The organism is Nocardia sp. NPDC005998 (assembly GCF_040614395.1).
Lineage (GTDB): Bacteria > Actinomycetota > Actinomycetes > Mycobacteriales > Mycobacteriaceae > Nocardia.
This window is the reverse complement of sequence record NZ_JBEXUI010000003.1, coordinates 167,833-188,474: the sequence shown is the minus strand read 5'-3', so window position 1 is coordinate 188,474 and position 20,642 is coordinate 167,833. Positions and strand designations below refer to the sequence as shown.

15 protein-coding genes and 1 pseudogene are annotated in these 20,642 nt (G+C 67.5%); 9 read left to right on the top strand and 7 right to left on the bottom strand.

What is annotated here, in order from left to right; genetic code table 11:
* The first annotated feature begins 137 nt into the window (after positions 1–137).
* Together aspS and ABZ293_RS07275 are read left to right on the top strand one after the other, a co-directional pair.
* Positions 138–1,940 (top strand): aspartate--tRNA ligase, encoded by a 1,803-nt coding sequence (gene aspS, locus ABZ293_RS07280; protein ID WP_354950910.1) that lies wholly within the window; start codon positions 138–140, stop codon positions 1,938–1,940.
* Positions 1,941–2,080: 140 nt separating this feature from the next.
* Complete coding sequence (locus ABZ293_RS07275; RefSeq protein ID WP_355178178.1) at positions 2,081–3,049, top strand: DUF389 domain-containing protein; 969 nt, start codon at positions 2,081–2,083, stop codon at positions 3,047–3,049.
* A gap of 66 nt (positions 3,050–3,115) precedes the next feature.
* On the opposite strand, the gene ABZ293_RS07270 is transcribed toward ABZ293_RS07275, so the two are convergent.
* A complete protein-coding gene (locus ABZ293_RS07270) occupies positions 3,116–3,817 on the bottom strand; it encodes a hypothetical protein (RefSeq protein ID WP_355178176.1) in 702 nt (233 codons plus the stop codon).
* Positions 3,818–4,625: 808 nt separating this feature from the next.
* Here ABZ293_RS07270 and ABZ293_RS07265 point away from each other — a divergent pair.
* Complete coding sequence (locus ABZ293_RS07265) at positions 4,626–5,795, top strand: kinase (protein WP_354950799.1); 1,170 nt, start codon at positions 4,626–4,628, stop codon at positions 5,793–5,795.
* Between the two features lie 18 nt (positions 5,796–5,813).
* Here ABZ293_RS07265 and ABZ293_RS07260 read toward each other — a convergent pair whose 3' ends face one another.
* The 3 genes from ABZ293_RS07260 to ABZ293_RS07250 form a co-directional block, all read right to left on the bottom strand.
* Complete coding sequence (locus ABZ293_RS07260; protein WP_355178174.1) at positions 5,814–7,082, bottom strand: sigma-70 family RNA polymerase sigma factor; 1,269 nt, start codon at positions 7,080–7,082, stop codon at positions 5,814–5,816.
* An 18-nt stretch (positions 7,083–7,100) separates the two neighbouring features.
* Entirely contained in the window at positions 7,101–7,448 is a 348-nt protein-coding gene (locus ABZ293_RS07255) for a YciI family protein (RefSeq protein WP_355178172.1), read from the bottom strand.
* A 283-nt stretch (positions 7,449–7,731) separates the two neighbouring features.
* On the bottom strand, positions 7,732–9,399 hold the full coding sequence (locus ABZ293_RS07250; RefSeq protein WP_355178170.1) for an alkaline phosphatase D family protein: 1,668 nt from the start codon (positions 9,397–9,399) through the stop codon (positions 7,732–7,734).
* 154 nt (positions 9,400–9,553) lie between these two features.
* Between ABZ293_RS07250 and ABZ293_RS07245 the strand changes: the two genes are divergently transcribed.
* The 6 genes from ABZ293_RS07245 to ABZ293_RS07220 all read left to right on the top strand — a co-directional run bounded on the left by ABZ293_RS07245 (position 9,554) and on the right by ABZ293_RS07220 (position 17,295).
* On the top strand, positions 9,554–10,900 hold the full coding sequence (locus ABZ293_RS07245) for a replication-associated recombination protein A (RefSeq protein WP_355178168.1): 1,347 nt from the start codon (positions 9,554–9,556) through the stop codon (positions 10,898–10,900).
* Positions 10,901–11,013: 113 nt separating this feature from the next.
* The gene (gene alaS, locus ABZ293_RS07240) at positions 11,014–13,680 is read left to right on the top strand and encodes an alanine--tRNA ligase (protein WP_355178166.1); all 2,667 of its coding nucleotides are present in this window, start codon (positions 11,014–11,016) and stop codon (positions 13,678–13,680) included.
* 170 nt (positions 13,681–13,850) lie between these two features.
* Positions 13,851–14,324 carry a Holliday junction resolvase RuvX gene (ruvX, locus tag ABZ293_RS07235; protein WP_355178532.1) on the top strand — a complete coding sequence of 158 codons (474 nt, stop codon included), beginning with the start codon at positions 13,851–13,853 and terminating at the stop codon, positions 14,322–14,324.
* Positions 14,321–15,913, top strand: a complete 1,593-nt coding sequence (locus tag ABZ293_RS07230; RefSeq protein ID WP_355178164.1) for an endolytic transglycosylase MltG — start codon at positions 14,321–14,323, stop codon at positions 15,911–15,913. The genes ruvX and ABZ293_RS07230 overlap by 4 nt, the downstream gene beginning before the upstream one ends.
* Entirely contained in the window at positions 15,903–16,766 is an 864-nt protein-coding gene (locus ABZ293_RS07225; protein ID WP_355178162.1) for a shikimate dehydrogenase, read from the top strand. The genes ABZ293_RS07230 and ABZ293_RS07225 overlap by 11 nt, the downstream gene beginning before the upstream one ends.
* Before the next feature lie 46 nt (positions 16,767–16,812).
* A complete protein-coding gene (locus ABZ293_RS07220) occupies positions 16,813–17,295 on the top strand; it encodes a B-4DMT family transporter (protein ID WP_355178160.1) in 483 nt (160 codons plus the stop codon).
* Between the two features lie 71 nt (positions 17,296–17,366).
* Here ABZ293_RS07220 and aroB read toward each other — a convergent pair whose 3' ends face one another.
* The 3 genes and pseudogenes from aroB to aroC form a co-directional block, all read right to left on the bottom strand.
* Positions 17,367–18,500 (bottom strand): 3-dehydroquinate synthase, encoded by a 1,134-nt coding sequence (aroB, locus tag ABZ293_RS07215; protein WP_354950812.1) that lies wholly within the window; start codon positions 18,498–18,500, stop codon positions 17,367–17,369.
* A 400-nt stretch (positions 18,501–18,900) separates the two neighbouring features.
* Positions 18,901–19,419, bottom strand: a pseudogene (locus ABZ293_RS07210) (shikimate kinase); the annotation flags it as partial.
* Positions 19,416–20,609 (bottom strand): chorismate synthase, encoded by a 1,194-nt coding sequence (gene aroC / locus ABZ293_RS07205; protein ID WP_355178530.1) that lies wholly within the window; start codon positions 20,607–20,609, stop codon positions 19,416–19,418. The pseudogene ABZ293_RS07210 and the gene aroC, both read right to left, overlap by 4 nt.
* Between the last annotated feature and the right edge of the window lie 33 nt (positions 20,610–20,642).

Here is a 20,642-nt window from a genome sequence, read left to right as displayed (position 1 = left end):
AGGCGGCCGCAACCCTGTCGCTATACAGCTTCGCACGGGTGGCGGCGATATCGGTTTCCAGTTGCGGAATGTGTCTCACTACGATGGACGCGCACCGGGTTCGCCTTTCCGGTGTCACATTCGTCGAAAGGAATCCCGTGCTGCGCACCCACTTGGCTGGTTCGCTGCGAAGCGAGCACGCCGGTCAGACCGTCACCCTCACCGGCTGGGTGGCCCGGCGTCGTGACCACGGTGGCGTGATCTTCATCGATCTGCGCGATGCGTCGGGTGTGGCGCAGGCGGTGTTCCGCGAGGGTGAGCCCGCCGAACAGGCGCACAAGCTGCGCGCCGAGTACTGCGTGCTGGTCACCGGTGTCGTCGAGCGGCGGCCCGAGGGCAATGAGAACCCGGAGTTGCCGACCGGTTCGATCGAGGTCAACGTCACGAAGCTCGAGGTACTCAACGAGGCCGCGCCGCTGCCGTTCCAGCTCGACGAGCAGCCCGGTGACGAGGCCCGACTGAAGTACCGCTACCTCGATCTGCGCCGCGAGGCGCCGGGTAAGGCCATTCGGCTGCGGTCCAAGGTCAACGCCGCCGCCCGCGCGGTGCTGGCCCAGCACGAATTCGTCGAGGTCGAGACCCCGACGATGACCCGCTCGACACCGGAGGGCGCGCGCGACTTCCTGGTACCCGCACGCCTGCAGCCGGGCAGCTTCTACGCACTGCCGCAGAGCCCGCAGCTGTTCAAGCAGCTGCTGATGGTCGCGGGAGTCGAGCGGTACTACCAGATCGCGCGCTGCTACCGCGACGAAGACTTCCGTGCGGACCGCCAGCCCGAATTCACCCAGCTCGACCTCGAGATGAGCTTCGTGCGCCAAGAGGATGTGATCCTCGTCGCCGAGGAGATCCTGGAGGCGCTGTGGCGGCTGGTCGGCTACGAGATTCCCTTCCCGATTCCGCATATGACCTATGCCGAGGCGATGCGTCGCTTCGGTAGCGATAAGCCGGACCTGCGTTTCGGCGTGGAGATCACCGAATGCGCCGAATATTTCAAGGACACCCCGTTCCGGGTGTTCCAGGCGGAGTATGTCGGTGCGGTTGTCATGCCGGGCGGCGCGAGCCAGCCGCGGCGTCAGCTCGACGCCTGGCAGGAGTGGGCCAAGCAGCGCGGCGCCAAGGGGTTGGCGTATGTGCTGGTGCAGGAGGACGGCACGCTCGGCGGTCCGGTCGCCAAGAACCTCAGCGAATCCGAGCGTGAGGGTCTGGCCAAACATGTCGGCGCAGTGCCCGGTGACTGTGTGTTCTTCGCCGCCGGTCCGGCCAAGGCGCAGCGTGCGCTGCTCGGTGCGGCGCGCGGCGAGATCGCGCGCAAATGCGGTCTGATCGATGAGAACGCCTGGGCGTTCGTGTGGATCGTGGACGCGCCGATGTTCGAGCCGACCGCCGATGCGACCGCGAGTGGTGATGTGGCACTTGGCTATTCGGCGTGGACGGCGGTGCATCACGCGTTCACCTCACCCAAGCCGGAATCGATGGACACCTTCGATACCGACCCGGGTTCGGCCCTGGCCTACGCCTACGACATCGTCTGCAACGGCAATGAGATCGGCGGCGGCAGCATCCGTATCCACCGCCGCGATGTCCAGGAGCGCGTCTTCAAGGTGATGGGCATCGGGCACGAGGAGGCTCAGGAGAAGTTCGGCTTCCTGCTCGACGCGTTCTCCTACGGCGCGCCGCCGCACGGCGGTATCGCATTCGGCTGGGACCGGATCACCGCACTGTTGGCCGGTATGGATTCGATCCGCGAGGTCATCGCCTTCCCGAAGACCGGTGGCGGTGTCGATCCGCTGACCGACGCGCCCGCGCCGATCACCGCACAGCAGCGCAAGGAAGCTGGGCTCGACGTCAAGCCGGAGCAGAAGAAGGACGGCGCCGCGAAGGGTCCGGCCGCCGCGGAGTAGGGCGGACAGTGCTGAGCGACCGACGCCGGATCGCGTCGGTCGCTCGCCAGCACGACGAGCGTCGTACCACGGGATAGCGGTGCAGTCGGGCCAACGGTACTTTTGGTCAGTTTCACCGACGCTGACCACAAGGGGTTCCGTTGCTGCATTTGCGCATGATCAGTCCGCCCGATAGCACCGAGAAGGTGATGGCGGTGCTCGGCGCCGACCCCGGAGTCACCCATGTGACATTGGCGCGGGGCATCGCCGTTGAACCCGTCGGCGATCTGATCCAGGCCGACGTCGCACGCGAGGCCGCCAACGATGTGCTCGCCGATCTGACCTCGCTCGGCATCAAACACTCCGGCGGCATCACACTGGGCCCGGTCGAGACGGTGATCTCGGATGCGGGCGATCGGGCGATCAGCGAGGCGCCTGGCGATCCGACCGACGCGGTGGTGTGGGAGGAACTGCTCGCGCAGACTCATGAGGAGTCCTCGCTCACCTCGAGTTTCGTCGCATTCCTCACCATCGCATGTCTGCTGGCGGCCGTCGGAGTGGCCACCGACTCGCCGGTGACGATTGTCGGCGCGATGGTGGTCGGGCCGGAATTCGGGCCGCTGGCAGCCTTTTCGGTGGGACTGTGGCGGCGCGATTTCCGGCTCGCCCGCAGGTCGGCGATCGCGCTACTCGTGGCGTTTCCGGTGGCGATGCTCATCACGATGTTCGCGACGGTGCTGTGGGAGCAGTTCGGCTGGATCACGTTGACCGGCATCGAAGCGATCGAGAATGTCGATTTCATCTACGAGGTCGGGCCGTTCTCTTTGGTGGTCGCGCTGCTGGCCGGTGGGGCGGGCATGTTGGCGGTGGTCACCGCGAAATCGGCGGCGCTGGTCGGGGTGTTCATCTCGGTGACGACCGTGCCCGCGGCCGGATTCGCGGTGATCGCGGCGACACTGGGACAGTGGCATATCGCGTTCATGTCGGCGGGGCAGCTCGCCGTGAATCTGGCGGGCATTGTGACCGCAGGGGTGATCGTGCTCGCGCTGCGCCCGCGCGCTGGCAGCGAAGGCGGGCCCATCGTGCGGTTCGAGAAGTGGCTGCGGTTGCGGTCGCTGCCGTCGAAGTGACCGCCAATTCTGTTGCGGGGCCGAGGTTCCGAAGCGCTGGGCGCGGGTGCGCCCAGCGCCATGGGACTAGGACGCGGACAAGGTGCCGCCGGTGAGTGCCCGGTAGGCGTAGGTCACCGCGATCGTGCATACCGGTCCGGCGACCAGCAGGCCGAATCCGCACAGCAGCGTGGCGACGAAGGTGATCACCAGGACCGCCAGGGCGAGTAGCAGTACCTGCCCGATATTGGTGATGACCAGGGTGGCGCTGGATTTGATCGCAGCGAACGGGCCCTGCTCCTGATCGACGACGAAATGCAGTGCGAACATGCACAGGAACCCGGCAATCAGGCCGGGTACAAAGCACAGCGCCGCGCCGATCCAGGTGAGTGCAAAGGCGAGCAGAGCTGTCAAGAGGACATTGCCCGCATTCACGAAATGGAAGTAGGACGCGAAAGTCGGTTTGTTGCCGTCGGTTTCATAGAGGGCACCGCGGATCATGGCGGCCTGCAGCAGCCAGATCGCGGCCATCACCGCCAAGAAGATCAGCAACAGGCTGAACAGTGAATTCGGTTGGACGACCTGGACGATGAGCACGAAGGCGAGGTAGATGATCACACCGAGCGCCGTGACCGCCAGCCAGGGAGCGAAATTCGCGCGGAACTTCTCCCAGCCGTAGCTCAGCGCATTGCCGACGTCGAGGCTGATCGGGACGCCGGGGGCGGATTGGTAGCCGTAAGTCGGTGTGTCGGGTTGGAAGTCGGGTGGCATTGCGCTGGGCGGAGGCATTGCGCCGGGATGCATGGTGCCGGGCGGAGGCATTGCGCCGGGCTGCATTGAGCCGGGCGGCATCGCACCAGGCGGAGGCATTGTGCCGGGAGGCATCGCGCCGGGTTGCGTTGTGCCGGGAGGCATTGTGCCGGGAGGCATCGCGCCGGGTTGCGTTGTGCCGGGAGGCATGGTGCCGGGTTGCATTGCACCGGGCGGCATTGCGCTGGAGGGTGCCGTGCCGGGCTTGTCCAAGCTGGGAGCGGCGCCGGTCGGTGTAGTGCCAGGTGGCATTGTGCCAGGTGGCATCGTTGCTGGCGCTGGTGCGGGACCGGTTCCCGGCGGACCGTAACTGGGCTGCCCCGATTGCGCGGGAGTGCCGACCGGCGGTGGCGGCGCCACCGGTTCACTGCCGTATTGCGCCGCACCGGGGCCCTCGAACTGTGGGTATCCCGCGGGTCCCGCCATCTCGTGCCTGCGGTGTCCGGTGCCCGGTTCCGTCGGTTGCGGGTTCGGACTTTCGTGCTGCCCCGGTTGCGTGGCGTGCTGTTCGCCAGCACTGGCCCCGGGCGCGTCGCCACTGTCCTCGGGCGAGCCAGTTGGTTCGTTCGGATGGGGCGACGGGGTGTCGGCCATTATCTGCAGACCTTTCGACGCAACTGGTTTGCGGTGTGGCGCACGGCAGTTGACGATGAGAAAACCGGACAGCCGCAATGGTGTCAAGCAAGCAGCGCCCGGTCCGCAACCTTGGCGCAGACACGCCGAACGACGCGGAAAGGTTGTCCAACCGCTCGCTAGAAGTGACCCGGTGCGAGTAGCTTGAGTAGCGATGACCGCACTATTGGCCGAACGCGCCGCCGAAGTCGTGTCCGCAGCACAACAGTTGCTCACAAAGCGAATGGGTGCTCCGGTAAAGCTGAGCGATCCGATGGAACTCAGCGGTAGTGGTAGGACGACGGTCCTACGCGTACGTGTTTCAGAGAACGCCTTCTCCCTACCCCGGACGCTCATCGTCAAGCAGGTCCGCGGAGCCGCGGCGGACCGCACGACGGGTGGTCTAGCGCCCGGTGTCGCCAGCATCGATTCCGCATTCCTGCGCGAGGCGGTGTCCTACCAGTTCACCACCGCGCTCAGCCGCGAGCAGCGGCCCGGCGCATACCTGATCGCGCACAGCCTGCCGGATCGGCTGCTCGTGCTGAGCGATCTCGGTGACAACTCCCGGATGACACAGGTGCTGCAATCCGGTGCGGAACCGGTCACGCGCAATGGGTTGATGGCATTCGCGCAGGCGCTGGGGCGGATGCATGCGGCGACCGTCGGGCGGGAAGCCGATTTCGTCGCGCTGCTGCGCCGGGTGGATGTGGTGCATCGGGTCGACGGCATCGCACAGCAGGCCGAGGCCGCGATCTCCGAGGTGCCCGGCATGCTGCAGCGTGAACTCGGCATCGAGGTGCCCGGTGAGATCGCCGAGCGGATCGTTCGGGGCAATCGGCTCTTCTCCGCCGGACGCTTCCGTGCGTTCAGCCCGTCCGATCTGTGCCCCGACAACGTGATCCTCAACGAGGAGGGCGCGCGCTTCCTGGACTACGAATGGGGCGGCTACCGCGATGCCACCCTGGATATCGCGTACGCGCTGGTGTCCTTCCCCGGTTGCCTGTGTGACTTCGAACTGTCCCGCGAACGCGCCCAGCAGATGGTGGAGGCATGGCGTGCGGAGGTCGTCGGCGTCTGGCCCGCACTGGCCGACGATGCCGTCCTGGCCGAACGTATCCTGGAGGCCCGCCTCATCTGGGTATGGCTGACCACCTACTGGTTCCTGCCCGCGGACCACACCCGCATTGCCGCCGCGCGCGAACACGGGCTGTCCGTCCCGCGCTCGGAAGCCCTGATCAACCGCTGGGCCGCACTCGCGGAGGATGCGCGTTGCACGGGCGACGACGCGGTCGGTGATTTCGCCGAGGATGTGTCGGCGATGCTCGAAGAGCGTTGGGCGGAATAGGGTTTTGCGCTCGTTGGATCAGGGGCTGAGTTCGGCGAGGCGGGATTCCAGATAGGCTCGTTCCACCGTGTTTTCGGTCAGGAACAGGGCCGATTCGTAGGCTCGGGCGGCTTCGGTGATGCGGCCCAGTCGGGTGAGGAAGGCGGCGCGGGAGGCCTCCAGGTAGCCGTAGGTGGCCAGGGCAGGTTCGCTGGCGAGGGCGTCGAGTAGGGCGAGTCCGCGCGCGGGGTTGCCGGAAAGGCCCACGGCCACAGCGTAATTCAGGCGGGCGACCGGTGCGGGCCAAATACGCAGCAGCAGCGCGTAGAGGCCGGTGATCTCGCGCCAGTCGGTCTGTTCCCAGGAGGGGGCCTCGTCGTGGACGGCGGCGATGGCGGCCTGCAGTGTATATCGATCGGTATGTGGCAGAGCGCTTTTCACCAAGGCGACGCCTTCGGCGATCGCTGCTCGGTCCCAGCGCGAGCGGTCCTGATATTCGAGGGTGCAGAGTCGGCCGTCGGCATCCAGCCGTGCGTCGCGCCGTGCGTCGGTCAGCAGGATCAGTGCGAGTAGGCCGGTGACGGACGGGTCGTCGGGGACCAGCGCGTGCATCATGCGCGCGACCTGGAGTGCTCGTTCGACGAGATCGGGACGGACCAGCGCATCGCCCGACGGGGCGGTATGACCGGTGGTGAACAGCAGGTGGATGACCGCGCAGATGGCGTCGAGCCGGTCGGGAAGTTCGCGAACCGAGGGCACCCGGTAGGGAATGCGCGCCACCGCGATCTTCCTCTTGGCGCGGGTGATCCGGGCCGCCATGGTCGATTCGCTGGTGAGGAAGGCGCGGGCGACCTCGGCGGTGGTGACACCGCAGACGAGGCGCAGGGTCAGCGCCACCTGAGCTTCGCGGGCAAGGGCGGGGTGACAGCAGGTGCTGATCAAGCGCAACCGGTCGTCGGGGATGGCGGCGGCCGAATCGAGTTCGGCGAGTGCCAGATCGGCGGTGTCGTCGTCGGTCTGGTCGGTGATCAGTTTGGGCAGGGTGCGTTGCATGGTCGAATCGCGGCGCAGCAGATCCAGGCCACGCCGTCGGGCGACGGTGGTGAGCCAGGCGCCGGGCTTGGCGGGGACGCCGTGCTGGGCCCACTCGGTGAGTGCGCGGGTGTAGGCGTCCTGAACGCATTCTTCGGCGAGATCGAAGTCGCGGACGAGCCGCACCGTCGCGGCGAGCACGAAGGCCCATTCGCGACGGTGCGCTTGCTCGACGGCCGCGGCGGCACGGTCGGCCGCATCGGTGTCGATCGGCATCGGATCAGTCGAAGGTGATCAGTCGAAGGTCATGATCGGCCGCACCTCGACACCGCCGAACCGGGCGGGTACCTGCTTGGCCACTGCAATCGCGGCATCCAGATCGTCGGCCTCGATCAGGTAGTAGCCGCCGAGGGCCTCCTTGGCCTCGGCGAACGGCGCGTCGGTCACAGTGAAATCGCCGCTGTCGTTCTGCCGGATCGAGGTGGCGGTGGGGGTGGGCTGCAGTGCGTTGCCGCCCTTGACCGCATCGCCCGCGATCTCCTGGAAAGCCACGTGCGCCTGGTAGACCTCGCCCAGGACCTGCTCCGATGCGCCCGCGTATGCGCTCTCGTCCTCGTAAATCAGCACCAAGTACTGGCTCATGATCTCGCTCCTTCGGGTTCCGGCGACCCGCCGATCGGGCCGTCGTATTCGTTCCGACGAGCGAGCTCGACGGAAATCGACAACCTGTCGCGAGAAATTCTGCTCCCGAAATGTGTCGGGCGTGTCGAAAGCGCTGACGCCAGGCTTCCGGGCGGCTCAGTTCGAGGCTCGGCACTCGCCCGGCCTGCTCGAGCCTCGGCGTCGCCGACCTGGCCGCGGCCGCGACGGCGTGCTTCATGTATCCGGCGATCTTTTGCGTGCTCAGGCCGATCGAGGCCAAGTGCTACTGGGCCACCGGCCCCGGGCGCGGCTCGACCCGGCCACCGGACCCCACTGCGAACGAAGCGCCATGGCGCACGCCGGAATTCGGATCGGCGACATCGGTGACATAGAACCAGTCCATTTGCGCCTGGGCCGGGGTGACCTCCAAGATGCCGTATCCGTGCGATTCCATCTCGACGTACCGCAGATGCCGGTTGACGCCCTTGACGGATTCCTCGACCGGCACTGCGACCGTGCGCGGAGCAGAATTGAGCAGTTCGCCCAGGCTCGACGACGTCACCGACGGGACGACGAATTCCGCGCCGACGGTCGGTCCGGCCGGATAGTTGGCCGGGTCGACCGGCAGGTCGGCGGCCCAGGAGGAGTGGATATCGCCGGTCAGGAAGACGACGTCGCCGACTTGCTGGTCGATCATCGACTGGAACAGCGTCCGGCGGTCGGCGGTGTAGCCGTCCCACTGGTCGCCGTTGGCCGGAATGCCGGATTGCGGTACGCCCATCATGGTCGTGATGGCCTGGGTGGTGGCCGGTTCCAGCGGCGGGAATACCAGCGGCGCGATCATCACCGAATTGCCGACGAGCTTCCACTGCACCGGTGCGGAGGCCAGACCGCTGGTGAGCCAATCCATCTGAGCCTTGCCGGTAATGGTGCGCGCCGGGTTGTCGACCTCGCGCCAGCCCGCGACCGGTTTTACTTCCTGATCGCGATAGCTGCGCAGGTCGAGCATGGACAGCTCGGCCAAGCCGCCGAAACGCAGTCGCCGATAGATCTGGACGTCGGCGCCCGAGCTGGTCGCGCGGACCGGCATCCATTCGAGATATGCCCGGGCGGAGGCGGCGCGCCGGGACTGCCAGTCGCCCTCGGTGGCCGGATCGTGGTTATTGGCGCCGCCGGACCAGGCGTTATCGGCGAACTCGTGGTCGTCCCAGGTGCAGATGAACGGCACTCGCGCGTGCAATGCGCGCAGGTCCGGATCGGTTTTGTACTGCGCGTGCCGAATTCGATAGTCGGCCAGCGTGACGATCTCGTTGGCGGGTTCGTGCGGACGAACCGCCCCGCTGCGCCCGCCGTATTTGCCGCGTCCGTATTCGTAGATGTAGTCGCCGAGATGCACGATCGCGTCCAGGTCGGTACGGTTCGCGAGATGCCGGTAGGCGCCGAAGTATCCCGCCTCCCAGTTCGAGCACGACACCACGCCGAAGCGTAGGCGGTCGACCTGCGCCGAGGTGGCCGGGGCGGTGCGGGTCCGGCCGACGGGGGAGTGCACGCCGAACGCGGTGAAGCGGTAGAAATAGCCGCTGCCGGGCGGCAGGTCGGTCACGTCGATTTTGACGGTATGATCGGATTCGGCTGTGGCCGTTGCGATTCCGGATGCGGTGACCGAGGTGAAGCGCTCGTCGGACGCGATCTCCCAGCGCACCGCCGCCGCTGCGCCGACGCCGGAACCGGGCGTCGCGTCATCGGAGACCGTCACGCGGGTCCAGATGATCACGCCGTTCGGCAGTGGATCGCCCGAGGCGACGCCGTGGCGGAATATCGGCCCGTCCGCTTGCGCGGGCGCGGTGGCCAACAGTGCAGTGGCGGTCGCCGCGGCCCCGCCCTTCAGCAGGGTGCGTCGAGCGAACGGCCCGAGGGGCAAAGAATCTGGAACGACGACGTTTTCAGCCACGAATGTCGATCACAGCTGATCGATTTGCCACAGGCAAATCGGGACCGTTCCCGTACCGCTCGGTCTCTGTCGGTGGACTGCGCTAATGGTGCCGCACCACCTCCCGCGCCCGCACCGCGCGGAGGTGTCGGTCCCGCTCGGTAACGTGCTCGGTGTGAGCGACGGCTTATTCGACGTGCCCGGCGACGACGCCCCGACGGGGCACTCCATCGACAGTGTCGTGCGCCGCGATGCCGGTGCGCCGCTCGCGGTGCGGATGCGGCCCGCGACCTTGGACGAGGTGGTCGGGCAACAGCATCTGCTCGGGCCCGGATCGCCGCTGCGTCGGTTGATCGAAGGTTCGGGCGCGGCGTCGGTGCTGCTGTACGGACCACCTGGAACCGGCAAGACGACGCTGGCCTCGCTGATCTCGCAGGCCACCGGCCGCCGCTTCGAGGCGCTGTCGGCATTGTCGGCGGGTGTCAAGGAGGTGCGCGCGGTCATCGATGTGGCCCGCCGTCGCCTCAGCGTCGGCGAACAGACCGTGCTGTTCATCGATGAGGTGCACCGCTTTTCCAAGACCCAGCAGGACGCGCTGCTGGCCGCGGTGGAGAACCGGATCGTGCTGCTGGTCGGCGCGACTACTGAGAATCCGTCGTTCTCGGTGGTATCGCCGCTGCTGTCGCGCTCGCTGGTATTGCAACTGCAATCGCTCACCGCGGCCGATATCCGGACCGTGCTCGATCGCGCGCTGGCGGATCCGCGTGGCTATGACGGGGCGTATACGGTGACCGAATCCGCGCTCGAGCACGTCGTGCGGATCGCGGGCGGTGACGCGCGTCGGGCATTGACCGCCTTGGAGGCGTCGGCCGAATCCTCACTGGACGGCACCGTCGACGTGGACCTCGTCGAGGCCAGCGTGGACAAGGCCGCGGTCCGCTACGACCGCGCTGGCGATCAGCACTACGACGTGGTGAGCGCGTTCATCAAATCCATTCGCGGTTCGGATGTCGATGCGGCCCTGCACTATCTGGCCCGAATGCTCAGTGCGGGGGAGGATCCCCGCTTCATCGCCCGCCGCCTGGTGATCTCGGCGAGCGAGGATATCGGCATGGCCGATCCGATGGCGCTGCAGACGGCGGTCGCGGCCGCGCACGTCGTCCAGCTCATCGGCATGCCCGAGGCTCAACTCACCTTGACTCACGCGACGATTCACCTGGCCACCGCCCCGAAATCCGGTGCGGTCCCGGCCGCCCTCGGCGCCGCCCTCGCCGATATCTCGGCGGGCAAGGCTGGCGCGGTACCCGCTCATCTGCGCGACGGCCACTACGCGGGCGCCGCCGCCCTCGGCAATGCCAAGGGCTACAAGTACCCGCACGATGACCCGGACGGCGTGCTGGCCCAGCAGTATCCACCCGACGAAATCGTCGGTCGCGACTACTACACCCCGACCGACCACGGCGTGGAACGCGATATCCAACGCCGAGTCGAGAAGCTGCGCCGAATCGTTCGCGGACGCTGACCGCGAACTCCCGGCGATCAGCGCGGGGGCGATTCCAGGGACCGGGTCGATGGTGGCGGCACCACCCCGGTCGCTGAAAAATCGAATGCGGGACACCGGTAGGCTGGATATTTGTGCAGACCCACGAGATCCGACGGCGATTCCTGGACCATTTTGTCCGTGCCGGACACACCGAGGTGCCCAGTGCCTCGCTGATCCTGGCCGACCCGACCCTGCTGTTCGTCAACGCGGGCATGGTTCAGTTCAAGCCGTATTTCTTGGGCCAGGAGGCGCCGCCCTTCGCGCGCGCGACCAGTGTGCAGAAATGCGTCCGCACCGGCGATATCGAAGAGGTCGGTGTCACCACGCGGCACAACACCTTCTTCCAGATGGCGGGCAACTTCTCCTTCGGTGACTACTTCAAGGAGGGTGCCATCACCCTTGCCTGGGAGTTGATCACCAAATCGCAGGAGGACGGCGGCTACGGCTTCGATCCCGAGCGGATCTGGGTGACCGCCTACGAATCCGATCCGGAGGCCGCCGAGATCTGGCACCGCGTCGCGGGTATTCCGAAGGAACGGATCCAGTTCCGCGACGGCAAGGACAACTACTGGGATATGGGCGTGCCCGGACCCGGCGGTCCGTGTTCGGAGATCTACTACGACCGTGGCCCCGAATACGGCAAGGACGGCGGTCCGGTCGCCGACGAGGATCGCTACCTGGAGATCTGGAACCTGGTCTTCATGCAGGACATCCGCGGCGAGCAGAGCCCCAAGCTGGGCCACCCGCCGATCGGATCGCTGCCCAGGAAGAACATCGATACCGGCATGGGCGTCGAGCGCATCGCGCTGCTGCTGCAGGGTGTCGAGAACGTCTACGAGACCGATCTGCTGCGCCCGATCATCGATAAGGCCGAAGAATTGACCGGCCGGTCCTACGGTGTCGAACACGAAGACGACCGGCGCTTCCGCGTCATCGCCGATCACGCGCGCACCTCGGCCATGTTGATCGCCGACGGCGTCAACCCGGGTAATGAGGGCCGCGGCTATGTGCTGCGCCGCCTGTTGCGCCGGATCGTGCGCTCGGCCCGGCTGCTGGGTGCGGAGAAGCCGGTGATCGGCGAGTTCATGAAGGTCGTCAGCGAGTTGATGTCGCCGTCGTATCCGGAACTGGCCACCGACTTCGCCCGGATCGAGAATGTCGCGGTGGGTGAGGAGGCGGCGTTCCTCAAGACCCTCAACACCGGCTCCCGGTTGTTCGCCGAGGCCGTCGACGAGGTCGCGGCCGTGGGCGGCAAGACCATTCCGGGTTCGGACGCCTTCAAACTGCACGACACCTATGGCTTCCCGATCGAGCTGACCCTGGAGATGGCGGCCGAGGCGGGATTGTCGGTCGACGAGGAGGGCTTCCGCTCGCTCATGGCCGAGCAGCGGAAGATGGCCAAGGAGGATGCGCAGGCGCGCAAGCACGGACACGCCGACCTGACCATCTACAAGGAACTGGTCGACCGTGGCGCGACGGAATTCACCGGCTTCGACGAGCTGACCTCCGAGGCGCATGTGCTCGCGCTGATCGCCGACGGCGTCCGGGTGCCGACCGCAACCGTCGGTCAGGACGTCGAGGTCATCCTGGACCGCAGCCCGCTGTACGCGGAGTCCGGCGGTCAGATCGCCGATCGCGGCACGATTACCGCCCAGGGCCTCAAGCTGCGCGTCAACGATGTGCAGAAGATCGCCAAGAAGCTGTGGGTGCACAAGACCACCGTCGAGCAGGGGCAGATCACCGAGGGCGATGTCGTCCTCGCGCAAGCGGATCCGGCGTGGCGGCGCGGTGCCACCCAGGGCCACTCCGGCACGCATATGGTGCACGCGGCGCTGCGGCAGGTGCTCGGCCCGAACGCCGTGCAGGCCGGTTCGATGAACAAGCCGGGCTATCTGCGTTTCGACTTCAACTGGCAGGGTCAGCTCTCCGAACAGCAGAAGGCCGATATCGAGGCCGTCTCCAATGACGCGGTGGGCGCCGACTTCCCGGTGAACACCTTTGTCACCGATCTGCCCAAGGCCAAGCAGATGGGCGCGCTGGCGCTGTTCGGTGAGAACTACGGCGACGAGGTGCGTGTCGTCGAGATCGGCGGGCCGTTCTCGATGGAGCTGTGCGGTGGTACGCACGTACAGCATTCCTCGCAGATCGGCCCGATCACCGTGCTCGGCGAGTCGGCCATCGGTTCCGGTAAGCGACGGGTGGAGGCCTTCGTCGGCCTGGACTCCTACCAGTACCTGGCCAAGGAGCGCGCGCTGCTGGCCGGTGTGGCGTCCTCGCTGAAGGTGCCCTCGGAGGAGGTGCCCGCGCGCGTCGAGCAACTCGTGGAGCGGCTGAAGGTGGCCGAGAAGGAACTGGAGCGCACCAAGATCGCCGCGGTGCTCGCCTCGGCCAGCAAGTTCGTGGACGCGGCCGAGCGGTTCGGCGATGTGCTCTTGGTGGCCGCCGCCGCGCCCGAGGGCGTCGCCGCTGGTGACCTGCGCACCCTGGCGACCGATATTCGTGGCCGGTTCGGCAGCGACCCGGCGGTGGTGGTGCTGCTCGGCAATGCCGACGGCAAGGTTCCGTTCGTGGTGACGGTCAATAAGAGCGCGCAGGACCTCGGCTTCAAGGCCGGTGATCTGGTCGCCAGTTTCGGCCCGAGTATCGCGGGTCGCGGCGGCGGCAAGCCGGAGATGGCGCAGGGCGCCGGTTCGGATCCCGCGGGCATCGAAGTCGGCTTGGCCGCGGTCCGTGCCCGGGTGGCCGAACTGGCCGGGTGATGGGGGACTCGGAGAGTCATCATTCGTCGGAGGCGCGCTCTGCTGATCCGGAGCGCGCTTCGCTTAAGGCTGATCCGGAGCGCGCTTCGCTCAGGGCTGATCCGGAGGGTGCTTCGCCTAGGGGTGCCGACCGCCCGTCACCCGCGACCGATCCCGGTCGTGGCAGGCGGATCGGCGTCGATGTCGGCAGCGTCCGGATCGGGGTCGCCTCCAGCGACCCGGACGGCGTGCTCGCCACCCCCGTGGAGACGGTGCCGCGCGCGAAGCCGGATAGGCGCTCGTCCGGTCCGGCAAGCGATATTTCCAGAATTGCTGAAATTGTGCGGGAGTATGAGGCCGTCGAGGTTATCGTCGGCCTGCCTCGGACGTTGCGTGGGGAAAAGGGCGCTGCGGCCGGTTTGGCGATCGCATTCGCGGAGCGTTTGCGCTCAGTCATAGCACCTGTGCCTATCCGACTTTCCGACGAACGTTTGACTACGGTGTCAGCTGCACGTGCATTGCGGGACAGTGGTGTTCGCGCGCGTGGCCAGCGGCAGGTGATCGATCAGGCGGCGGCCGTGGCGATCCTGCAGGGATGGTTGGACGAACGGAGTGCGGTGTTGAGGTCGGCCGAAGCGGCGTCTGAGTCCGGAGACGGTGCATGACGGATCGATGGGCGCAAGCCGAGGAACGGTTCCGACAGCGCGAGGCTGATCGGCGTTACCGGCGAAACGACCAAGCCTGGGAAGACTACGACGACGACACCAATGTCATCCCGCGTTACACCGACGAGGATCCGGACGAACCGCTCCCGGCCGGGCGTTCGCGTCGCGCGGCGCCGCAGCGTGCCGAGCACTCGGAACCGCGGCGGGGCCGTGCTTCGAGCGCCGAGCGTGCCGAGGACGCGCAGCCCCGGCGCTCGCGCGGCGACGGGTTGGGTGGCGGCCGGGCCGGTGGCGGTTCCGCGCGGTCCGGGTCCGGGCGGCCCCGGACCCAGCGCGGCGGGAGCCGTGCCGAGGAACGCCGTTCGGAGTCCCGCTCGGAGCGTCAGCGCAGCGCGCCGTCGCGCGGCAGGCGTTCGCGGGCGGCCTCACGCAAGGCCGCCGAGCGGAAGAAGCGCCGCCGGTATCTGTGGCTCATCGGCGCGATGTTCGTGGTGCTCTTCGTCGGCGCCGCGGTCTTCGCGGGGCTGAAGCTGGCCAAAATGTTCAGCGCCCCAGAGGATTTCGCGGGTCCGGCGGGACCGCTGGTGGTGGTGCAGGTGCATCCGGGTGACACCTCGAACCAGATCGCGGACGCAATGCTGAAGAAGGGTGTCGTCGCGAGCAGCGAGGCATTTTTCCAAGCGGCTGTGCGCAATACGAATATGAACTCGGTGCAGCCCGGGTACTACGCGATCCCGAGCCACAGTCCGGCCGCGCAGGCGGTGACGGCGCTGCTCGGCAAGGATTCGCGGGTCGGAAATCTGGTCGTCTCCGAGGGCAGGCAGCTGCACGATCAGCAGGATGTGAACACCGGCTCACGCAAGGACGGGATCTACCGCAAGATCGCGGACGCCAGCTGCGTGGGCACGGGCACCAATAAGAAGTGCATCACCTATGACCAGCTCGACGCCGCCGGATCGGGCGCGGATCTGGCCGCCCTCGGCGTGCCGAGCTGGGCCGAACAACGGGTGCGTGATGTGCCCGACCGCAACAGGCAGCTCGAGGGTTTGATCGCCGCGGGCACCTGGGATTTCGATCCGAGCGGGACGCCGCAGCAGATCCTGCAGCAACTGGTGAGTGCGAGTGCGCGCAGCTACGAGTCGACCGGACTGCTGCAGTCGGGCGGCGAAACGAAGCTGAATCCGTACCAGACCCTCATCGCCGCCTCGCTGGTGGAGCGGGAAGCGCTGCCGCAGGATATGGGCAAGGTGGCGCGGGTGATCGTGAACCGGCTCGAGGTCAACCAGCCGCTGCAGTTCGACTCGACGGTGAACTACGCGCTGGACCGCACCGAGGTCGCGACCACCGATGCCGACCGCGCCAAGCGGACCCCGTGGAACACCTACGCCATGCCCGGGCTGCCCGCTACGCCGATCTCGGCTCCGTCACTGAATGCGTTGCGTGCCATGGAGAATCCGGAGCCCGGGACCTGGCTGTACTTCGTGACCATCGACAAGCAGGGGACCACATTGTTCACCGAGAGCTACAGCGAACATCTGCGCAATATCGAAAAAGCCAGGCAGAGTGGGATTCTCGACAGTGGACGGTAAAGGGAGCGGCCAGCGCAAGGCGGCGGTGCTCGGGCAGCCGATCGCACATTCGCGCTCGCCGCAACTGCACCTGGCCGCATACCGCGCGTTGGGTCTCGACTGGACCTATGAGCGCATCGAATGTTCCGCCGAGCAGCTGCCGGGCTTGGTCGACGGACTCGGTCCCGAATGGGTCGGGCTTTCGGTGACCATGCCGGGCAAGGAGGCCGCGCTGGCGTACGCGAGCGAGCGGACCGAGCGGGCCGTGCTGGTCGGGTCGGCGAATACGTTGGTTCGGATCGACGCTGGCTCGAGTGCGGCGGGTTCGGCCGATGCACCGGCCAGCGGCGGCTGGCGTGCTGATTGCACCGATGTGGACGGGGTGCTCGGCGCATTGCGCAGCGGTGGTGTCGGCGAACTCACCGAGGCCGTGGTGCTCGGTGCGGGCGGCACTGCACGCCCGGCGCTACTCGCATTGTCCGAACTCGGCGCGAAGGCGGTGACCGTCGTCGCGCGGGATGCCGGAAGGGCGCGCGGGGCAATAGATCTCGCGGAGCGTCTCGGCATGACCGCCACCATGATCGCCTTCGACCCCGGCCCGTTGCGCGCGGTATGCGTGGACGCGGGCGCCGTCGTGAGCACGATTCCGGCGGAGGCCGCGGCCGTCGTCGCCGAGGCGGTGGCCACCGCACCGGTGGTGCTCGACGCGATCTACAACCCGTGGCCGACCCCGCTGGCCGTCGCGGTCGCGCGGGCGGGGCATACCGTGGTGAGTGGGCTGGAGATGCTGCTGAACCAGGCCTACGGGCAGGTCGAGCAGTTCACCGGCCGCCCGGCACCGCGCGTGGAAATGGCCGCGGCGATAAATCTGTAACCGGTTCTCATTTGGATCCGGTCGACTCGAGGCTATGGTGTTGACCATGAATGGTTGGGTGTTGCGGGCCATAGCACTCGGTGCGCTGGTCGTTTTCCTGCGTGCCGTGCTGGGATTCGCGATGGTGTACTGGCCGACCCAGGGCAGCTGGATGCGGCCGCTGTGCCTGGTCGTGCTGCTCGTGGCAGTCGTGTTCTGGGGCGTGCTGGACGGGCGCAAGGACCGCGAGGTCCATCCGGACCCGGAGCACGGCTCGGATCTGACCATTCTGTGGCTTAAGACGGCGGTCGCCGCTGGTCTCGGCAGTGGCGCGGTCTCCTGGGGGCTGGACTGGCTGCCCAAGTTCGATCTCGGCGATAACGGCCTGCTCTTCGAGCTGACCGCGGGAGCCTCCTTCATCGTGCTGCTGGTGTTCATTCCGGGCCTCGTCGGCGTCGGCATCGGCCGCATGATCGCCGACCGTCGGCTGAACAAGTCGGTGAACCCGCCCGCACCGCAGGTGCCGGAGTCGGCCGCGACCTCCGTATAGCCCGCTCGCGAATTCGACCGAAGGCGACCTTCCTGGCCGATACGGCAAGGAAGGTCGCCTTCGCTCTGTGACTAGAGGAGGATGGCGCCGCTGCTGGGGCTGTCCTCGCGGGCGATCGCCGAGTAGGCGGCGGCCAGCAGGGTTGGGTCGGGACCTTCGAGGCGGCCGGGTTTGGCGAGGCCGTCGAGCACGACGAAGCGCAGAACGCCGGAGCGGGTCTTCTTATCGGTCTGCATGGCGTCCATGAGCTGGGGGAGGGCGTCGGCGTCGTAACTGGTGGGCAGGCCGACGCTGGCCAGGATGGCGCGATGGCGGTCGGCGGTCGCATCGTCGAGTCGGCCGGCGAGGCGTCCGAGTTCGGCGGCGAAGACCAGACCGACCGAGACGGCGGCGCCATGGCGCCAGCGGTAGCGCTCGCGGCGCTCGATGGCGTGGCCCAGGGTGTGACCGTAGTTGAGGATCTCGCGCAGACTGGCTTCCTTGAGATCTGCGGCGACGACATCGGCCTTCACCTGGATCGCCCGGCGGATCAGCTCGGGCAGCACATCACCGGTCGGATCGAGGGCCGCCTCTGGATCGCGCTCCACCAACTCCAGGATCACCGGATCAGCGATGAAACCGGCCTTGATGATCTCGGCCATACCCGCGACGATCTCATTGCGCGGCACCGTCTCCAGGGTCGCGAGATCCACCAGCACGGCTGCCGGTTCGTGGAAGCTGCCGACGAGATTCTTGCCCGCCTCGGTATTGATGCCGGTCTTACCGCCGACGGCCGCGTCGACCATGGCCAGCAGCGTGGTCGGCACATGCACGATCCGCACCCCGCGCATCCAGGTGGCGGCCACGAATCCGGCCAGATCGGTGGCCGCACCGCCGCCGAGGCTCACCACCACATCGTTGCGGGTCAGGCCGATGCGGCCGAGCACCTCCCAGCAGAAGCCCGCGACGGCCAGATCCTTACCCGCTTCGGCGTCCGGGATCTCGACGCGGTGCGCGTCGATCCCCTTGTCGGCCAGCGCCTTCCGGACCACCTCGGCGGTCTCGGCCAGCGGCGGCTGATGGAAGATGGCGACGGTGCGCACGCCAGTGGTCGCGCCAGCGACCGAGTCGACGAGTTCGGCGAGCAGGCCACGGCCGATGATCACCGGATACGGGTCGGCGGTGCGGACTTCGATGCGAGTCGGCTCGGCTGGGCTTTCACTCACGGGTACTCGGCTCCGATTCTGTGCGTGCTGTTTGGTTGAGCGCTCGCGCGCGGGCGCGGCGGGCCCGGGTGCGCCGGGACCGGCTGCCGGGGGTCGGCGTATCACCGGATCCTTCGGAGCCGGAGGGGCCACTGGAGATTTTGCCGGTGGGCTTGGTCCGGTCGCTCGTCGCGGTGGTGATCTTGGCCCGTTCTGCGGCCGTTGGTTCGCCGGCATCGGCCTGTGTGGCGGCCCGGCGGCGGGCGGCGGCCCGGCGGCGGGCCGCACGGCGGGCGCGTGACCTGCTGCTGCCCTGGGGCTTTGCGGCTTGGGTCGAAGGGCCCGCGGCACTTTGTGCCGTATCCGGCGCGATGCCGGTCGAATCGGGCTCCGCGTCTTGTGGCAGCACCGATTCCATGCCCAGCTTGGCCATGATCATCCGCACCACTCGGCCCGGACTGCGACCATCGGTACGCACCCGCACCGTGGCGACCTCCCGATACAGCGGCCTGCGCTTGCGCATCAGCTCGCGGTACTTCGCACCCGGATCCGCACCGTTGAGCAGCGGTCGCTGGGTACTCGCGCCGGTGCGCCGAAGTCCTTCGGCCACACTGATTTCCAGATACACCACGGTGCGATTGCGTAGCAGTGCCCTGGTGTCATTGGACAGCACGGCCCCGCCACCGAGCGAAACCACGCCACGTTCGGCGAGGATGGCGCGGCGCACCACCCGCTCCTCGATCCTGCGGAATTCGGGCTCGCCGTCCTCGGCGAAGATCTCCGGGATGGTGCGTCCGGTCTCGCGCTCGATCCCGGCATCGGTGTCGTACAGCTCGACACCGAGTTCCCTGGCGAGCTTGCGGCCGATCGTCGATTTCCCCGCCCCCGGCGGTCCGACCAGCACCACGCGCGGTGCGCGCGGATCGGACTGCACGATCATTGCGGCACGTGTGGTCGGGTGCTGACACGCTTGGCGTAGCTGGTGATGTTGTCAGTGGTCTCGACCAGCGAATCGCCGCCGAACTTCTCCAATGCGGCCTGCGCCACGACCAGCGCGACCATCGACTCGGCGACCACACCCGCGGCGGGTACGGCACAGACGTCGGAGCGCTGGTGGATGGCGACGGCCTCCTCACCGGTGGTCATATCGACCGTGGACAGCGCGCGCGGCACCGTTGAGATGGGCTTCATCGCGGCGCGCACGCGTAGCGGTTCGCCATTGGTCATGCCGCCTTCCAGACCGCCCGCGCGGTTGGTCGAGCGCAGCACACCGTCGGGTCCCGGCCGCATCTCATCGTGGGCCTGGCTACCGCGGCGGCGCGCGGTTTCGAAGCCGTCGCCGACCTCGACGCCCTTGATCGCCTGAATGCCCATGAGCGCGCCCGCGAGTCGCGAATCGAGCCGGTCCGCACCGCTGATGAAGGAACCGAGTCCGACGGGCAGCCCGTCCACGATCACCTCGACGACGCCGCCCAGGGTGTCGCCGTCCTTCTTGGCGGCCTCGATCTCGGCGATCATCGCGGCCTCGGCGTCCTTGTCGAACGCGCGCACCGGACTCTCATCGATCGCGGCCAGGTCGGCGGGGGTCGGCACGATGCCGGTGGTGTTGGCGGCGGTGCCGATCGAGACGACGTGCGAGACGACCTCCACACCGAAGGCCTGCCGCAGGAAGTTCCTTGCGACGGTGCCCGCCGCGACGCGTGCCGCGGTCTCGCGAGCGCTGGCCCGCTCCAACACATTGCGAGCGTCGTCGAAGTTGTACTTGAGCATCCCGGAGTAGTCGGCATGGCCGGGCCGGGGCCGGGTCAGCGGCGCGTTGCGGGCCAGATCGGCGAGTTCGCTCTCGTCGACCGGGTCCGCGGACATCACCGTCGTCCACTTCGGCCATTCGGAGTTCGCGATCTCGATGGCCACCGGGCCGCCCATGGTGCGTCCGTGGCGCACGCCGCCGACCACGGTGACCTTGTCGGCCTCGAACTTCATCCGGGCGCCGCGCCCGTACCCGAGCCGACGGCGCGCCAACTGTGCGGAGATCTCCTCCGATGTCACCTCGACACCGGCCACCATCCCCTCGAGGATGGTGACGAGAGCGGGACCATGGGATTCTCCGGCAGTTATCCAGCGCAGCACGTCGTCCATCTTCCCATGTCGGCGCGGGTGCTC

Excerpts from the sequence above, each read along its gene's own strand:
- ABZ293_RS07260 (WP_355178174.1), bottom strand. The coding sequence starts at position 7,082 with ATGCCGATCGACACCGATGCGGCCGACCGTGCCGCCGCGGCCGTCGAG.
- ABZ293_RS07265 (WP_354950799.1), top strand. The coding sequence starts at position 4,626 with ATGACCGCACTATTGGCCGAACGCGCCGCCGAAGTCGTGTCCGCAGCA.
- ABZ293_RS07220 (WP_355178160.1), top strand. The coding sequence starts at position 16,813 with ATGAATGGTTGGGTGTTGCGGGCCATAGCACTCGGTGCGCTGGTCGTT.
- ABZ293_RS07270 (WP_355178176.1), bottom strand. The coding sequence starts at position 3,817 with ATGCCTCCGCCCAGCGCAATGCCACCCGACTTCCAACCCGACACACCG.
- ABZ293_RS07230 (WP_355178164.1), top strand. The coding sequence starts at position 14,321 with ATGACGGATCGATGGGCGCAAGCCGAGGAACGGTTCCGACAGCGCGAG.
- ABZ293_RS07255 (WP_355178172.1), bottom strand. The coding sequence starts at position 7,448 with ATGAGCCAGTACTTGGTGCTGATTTACGAGGACGAGAGCGCATACGCG.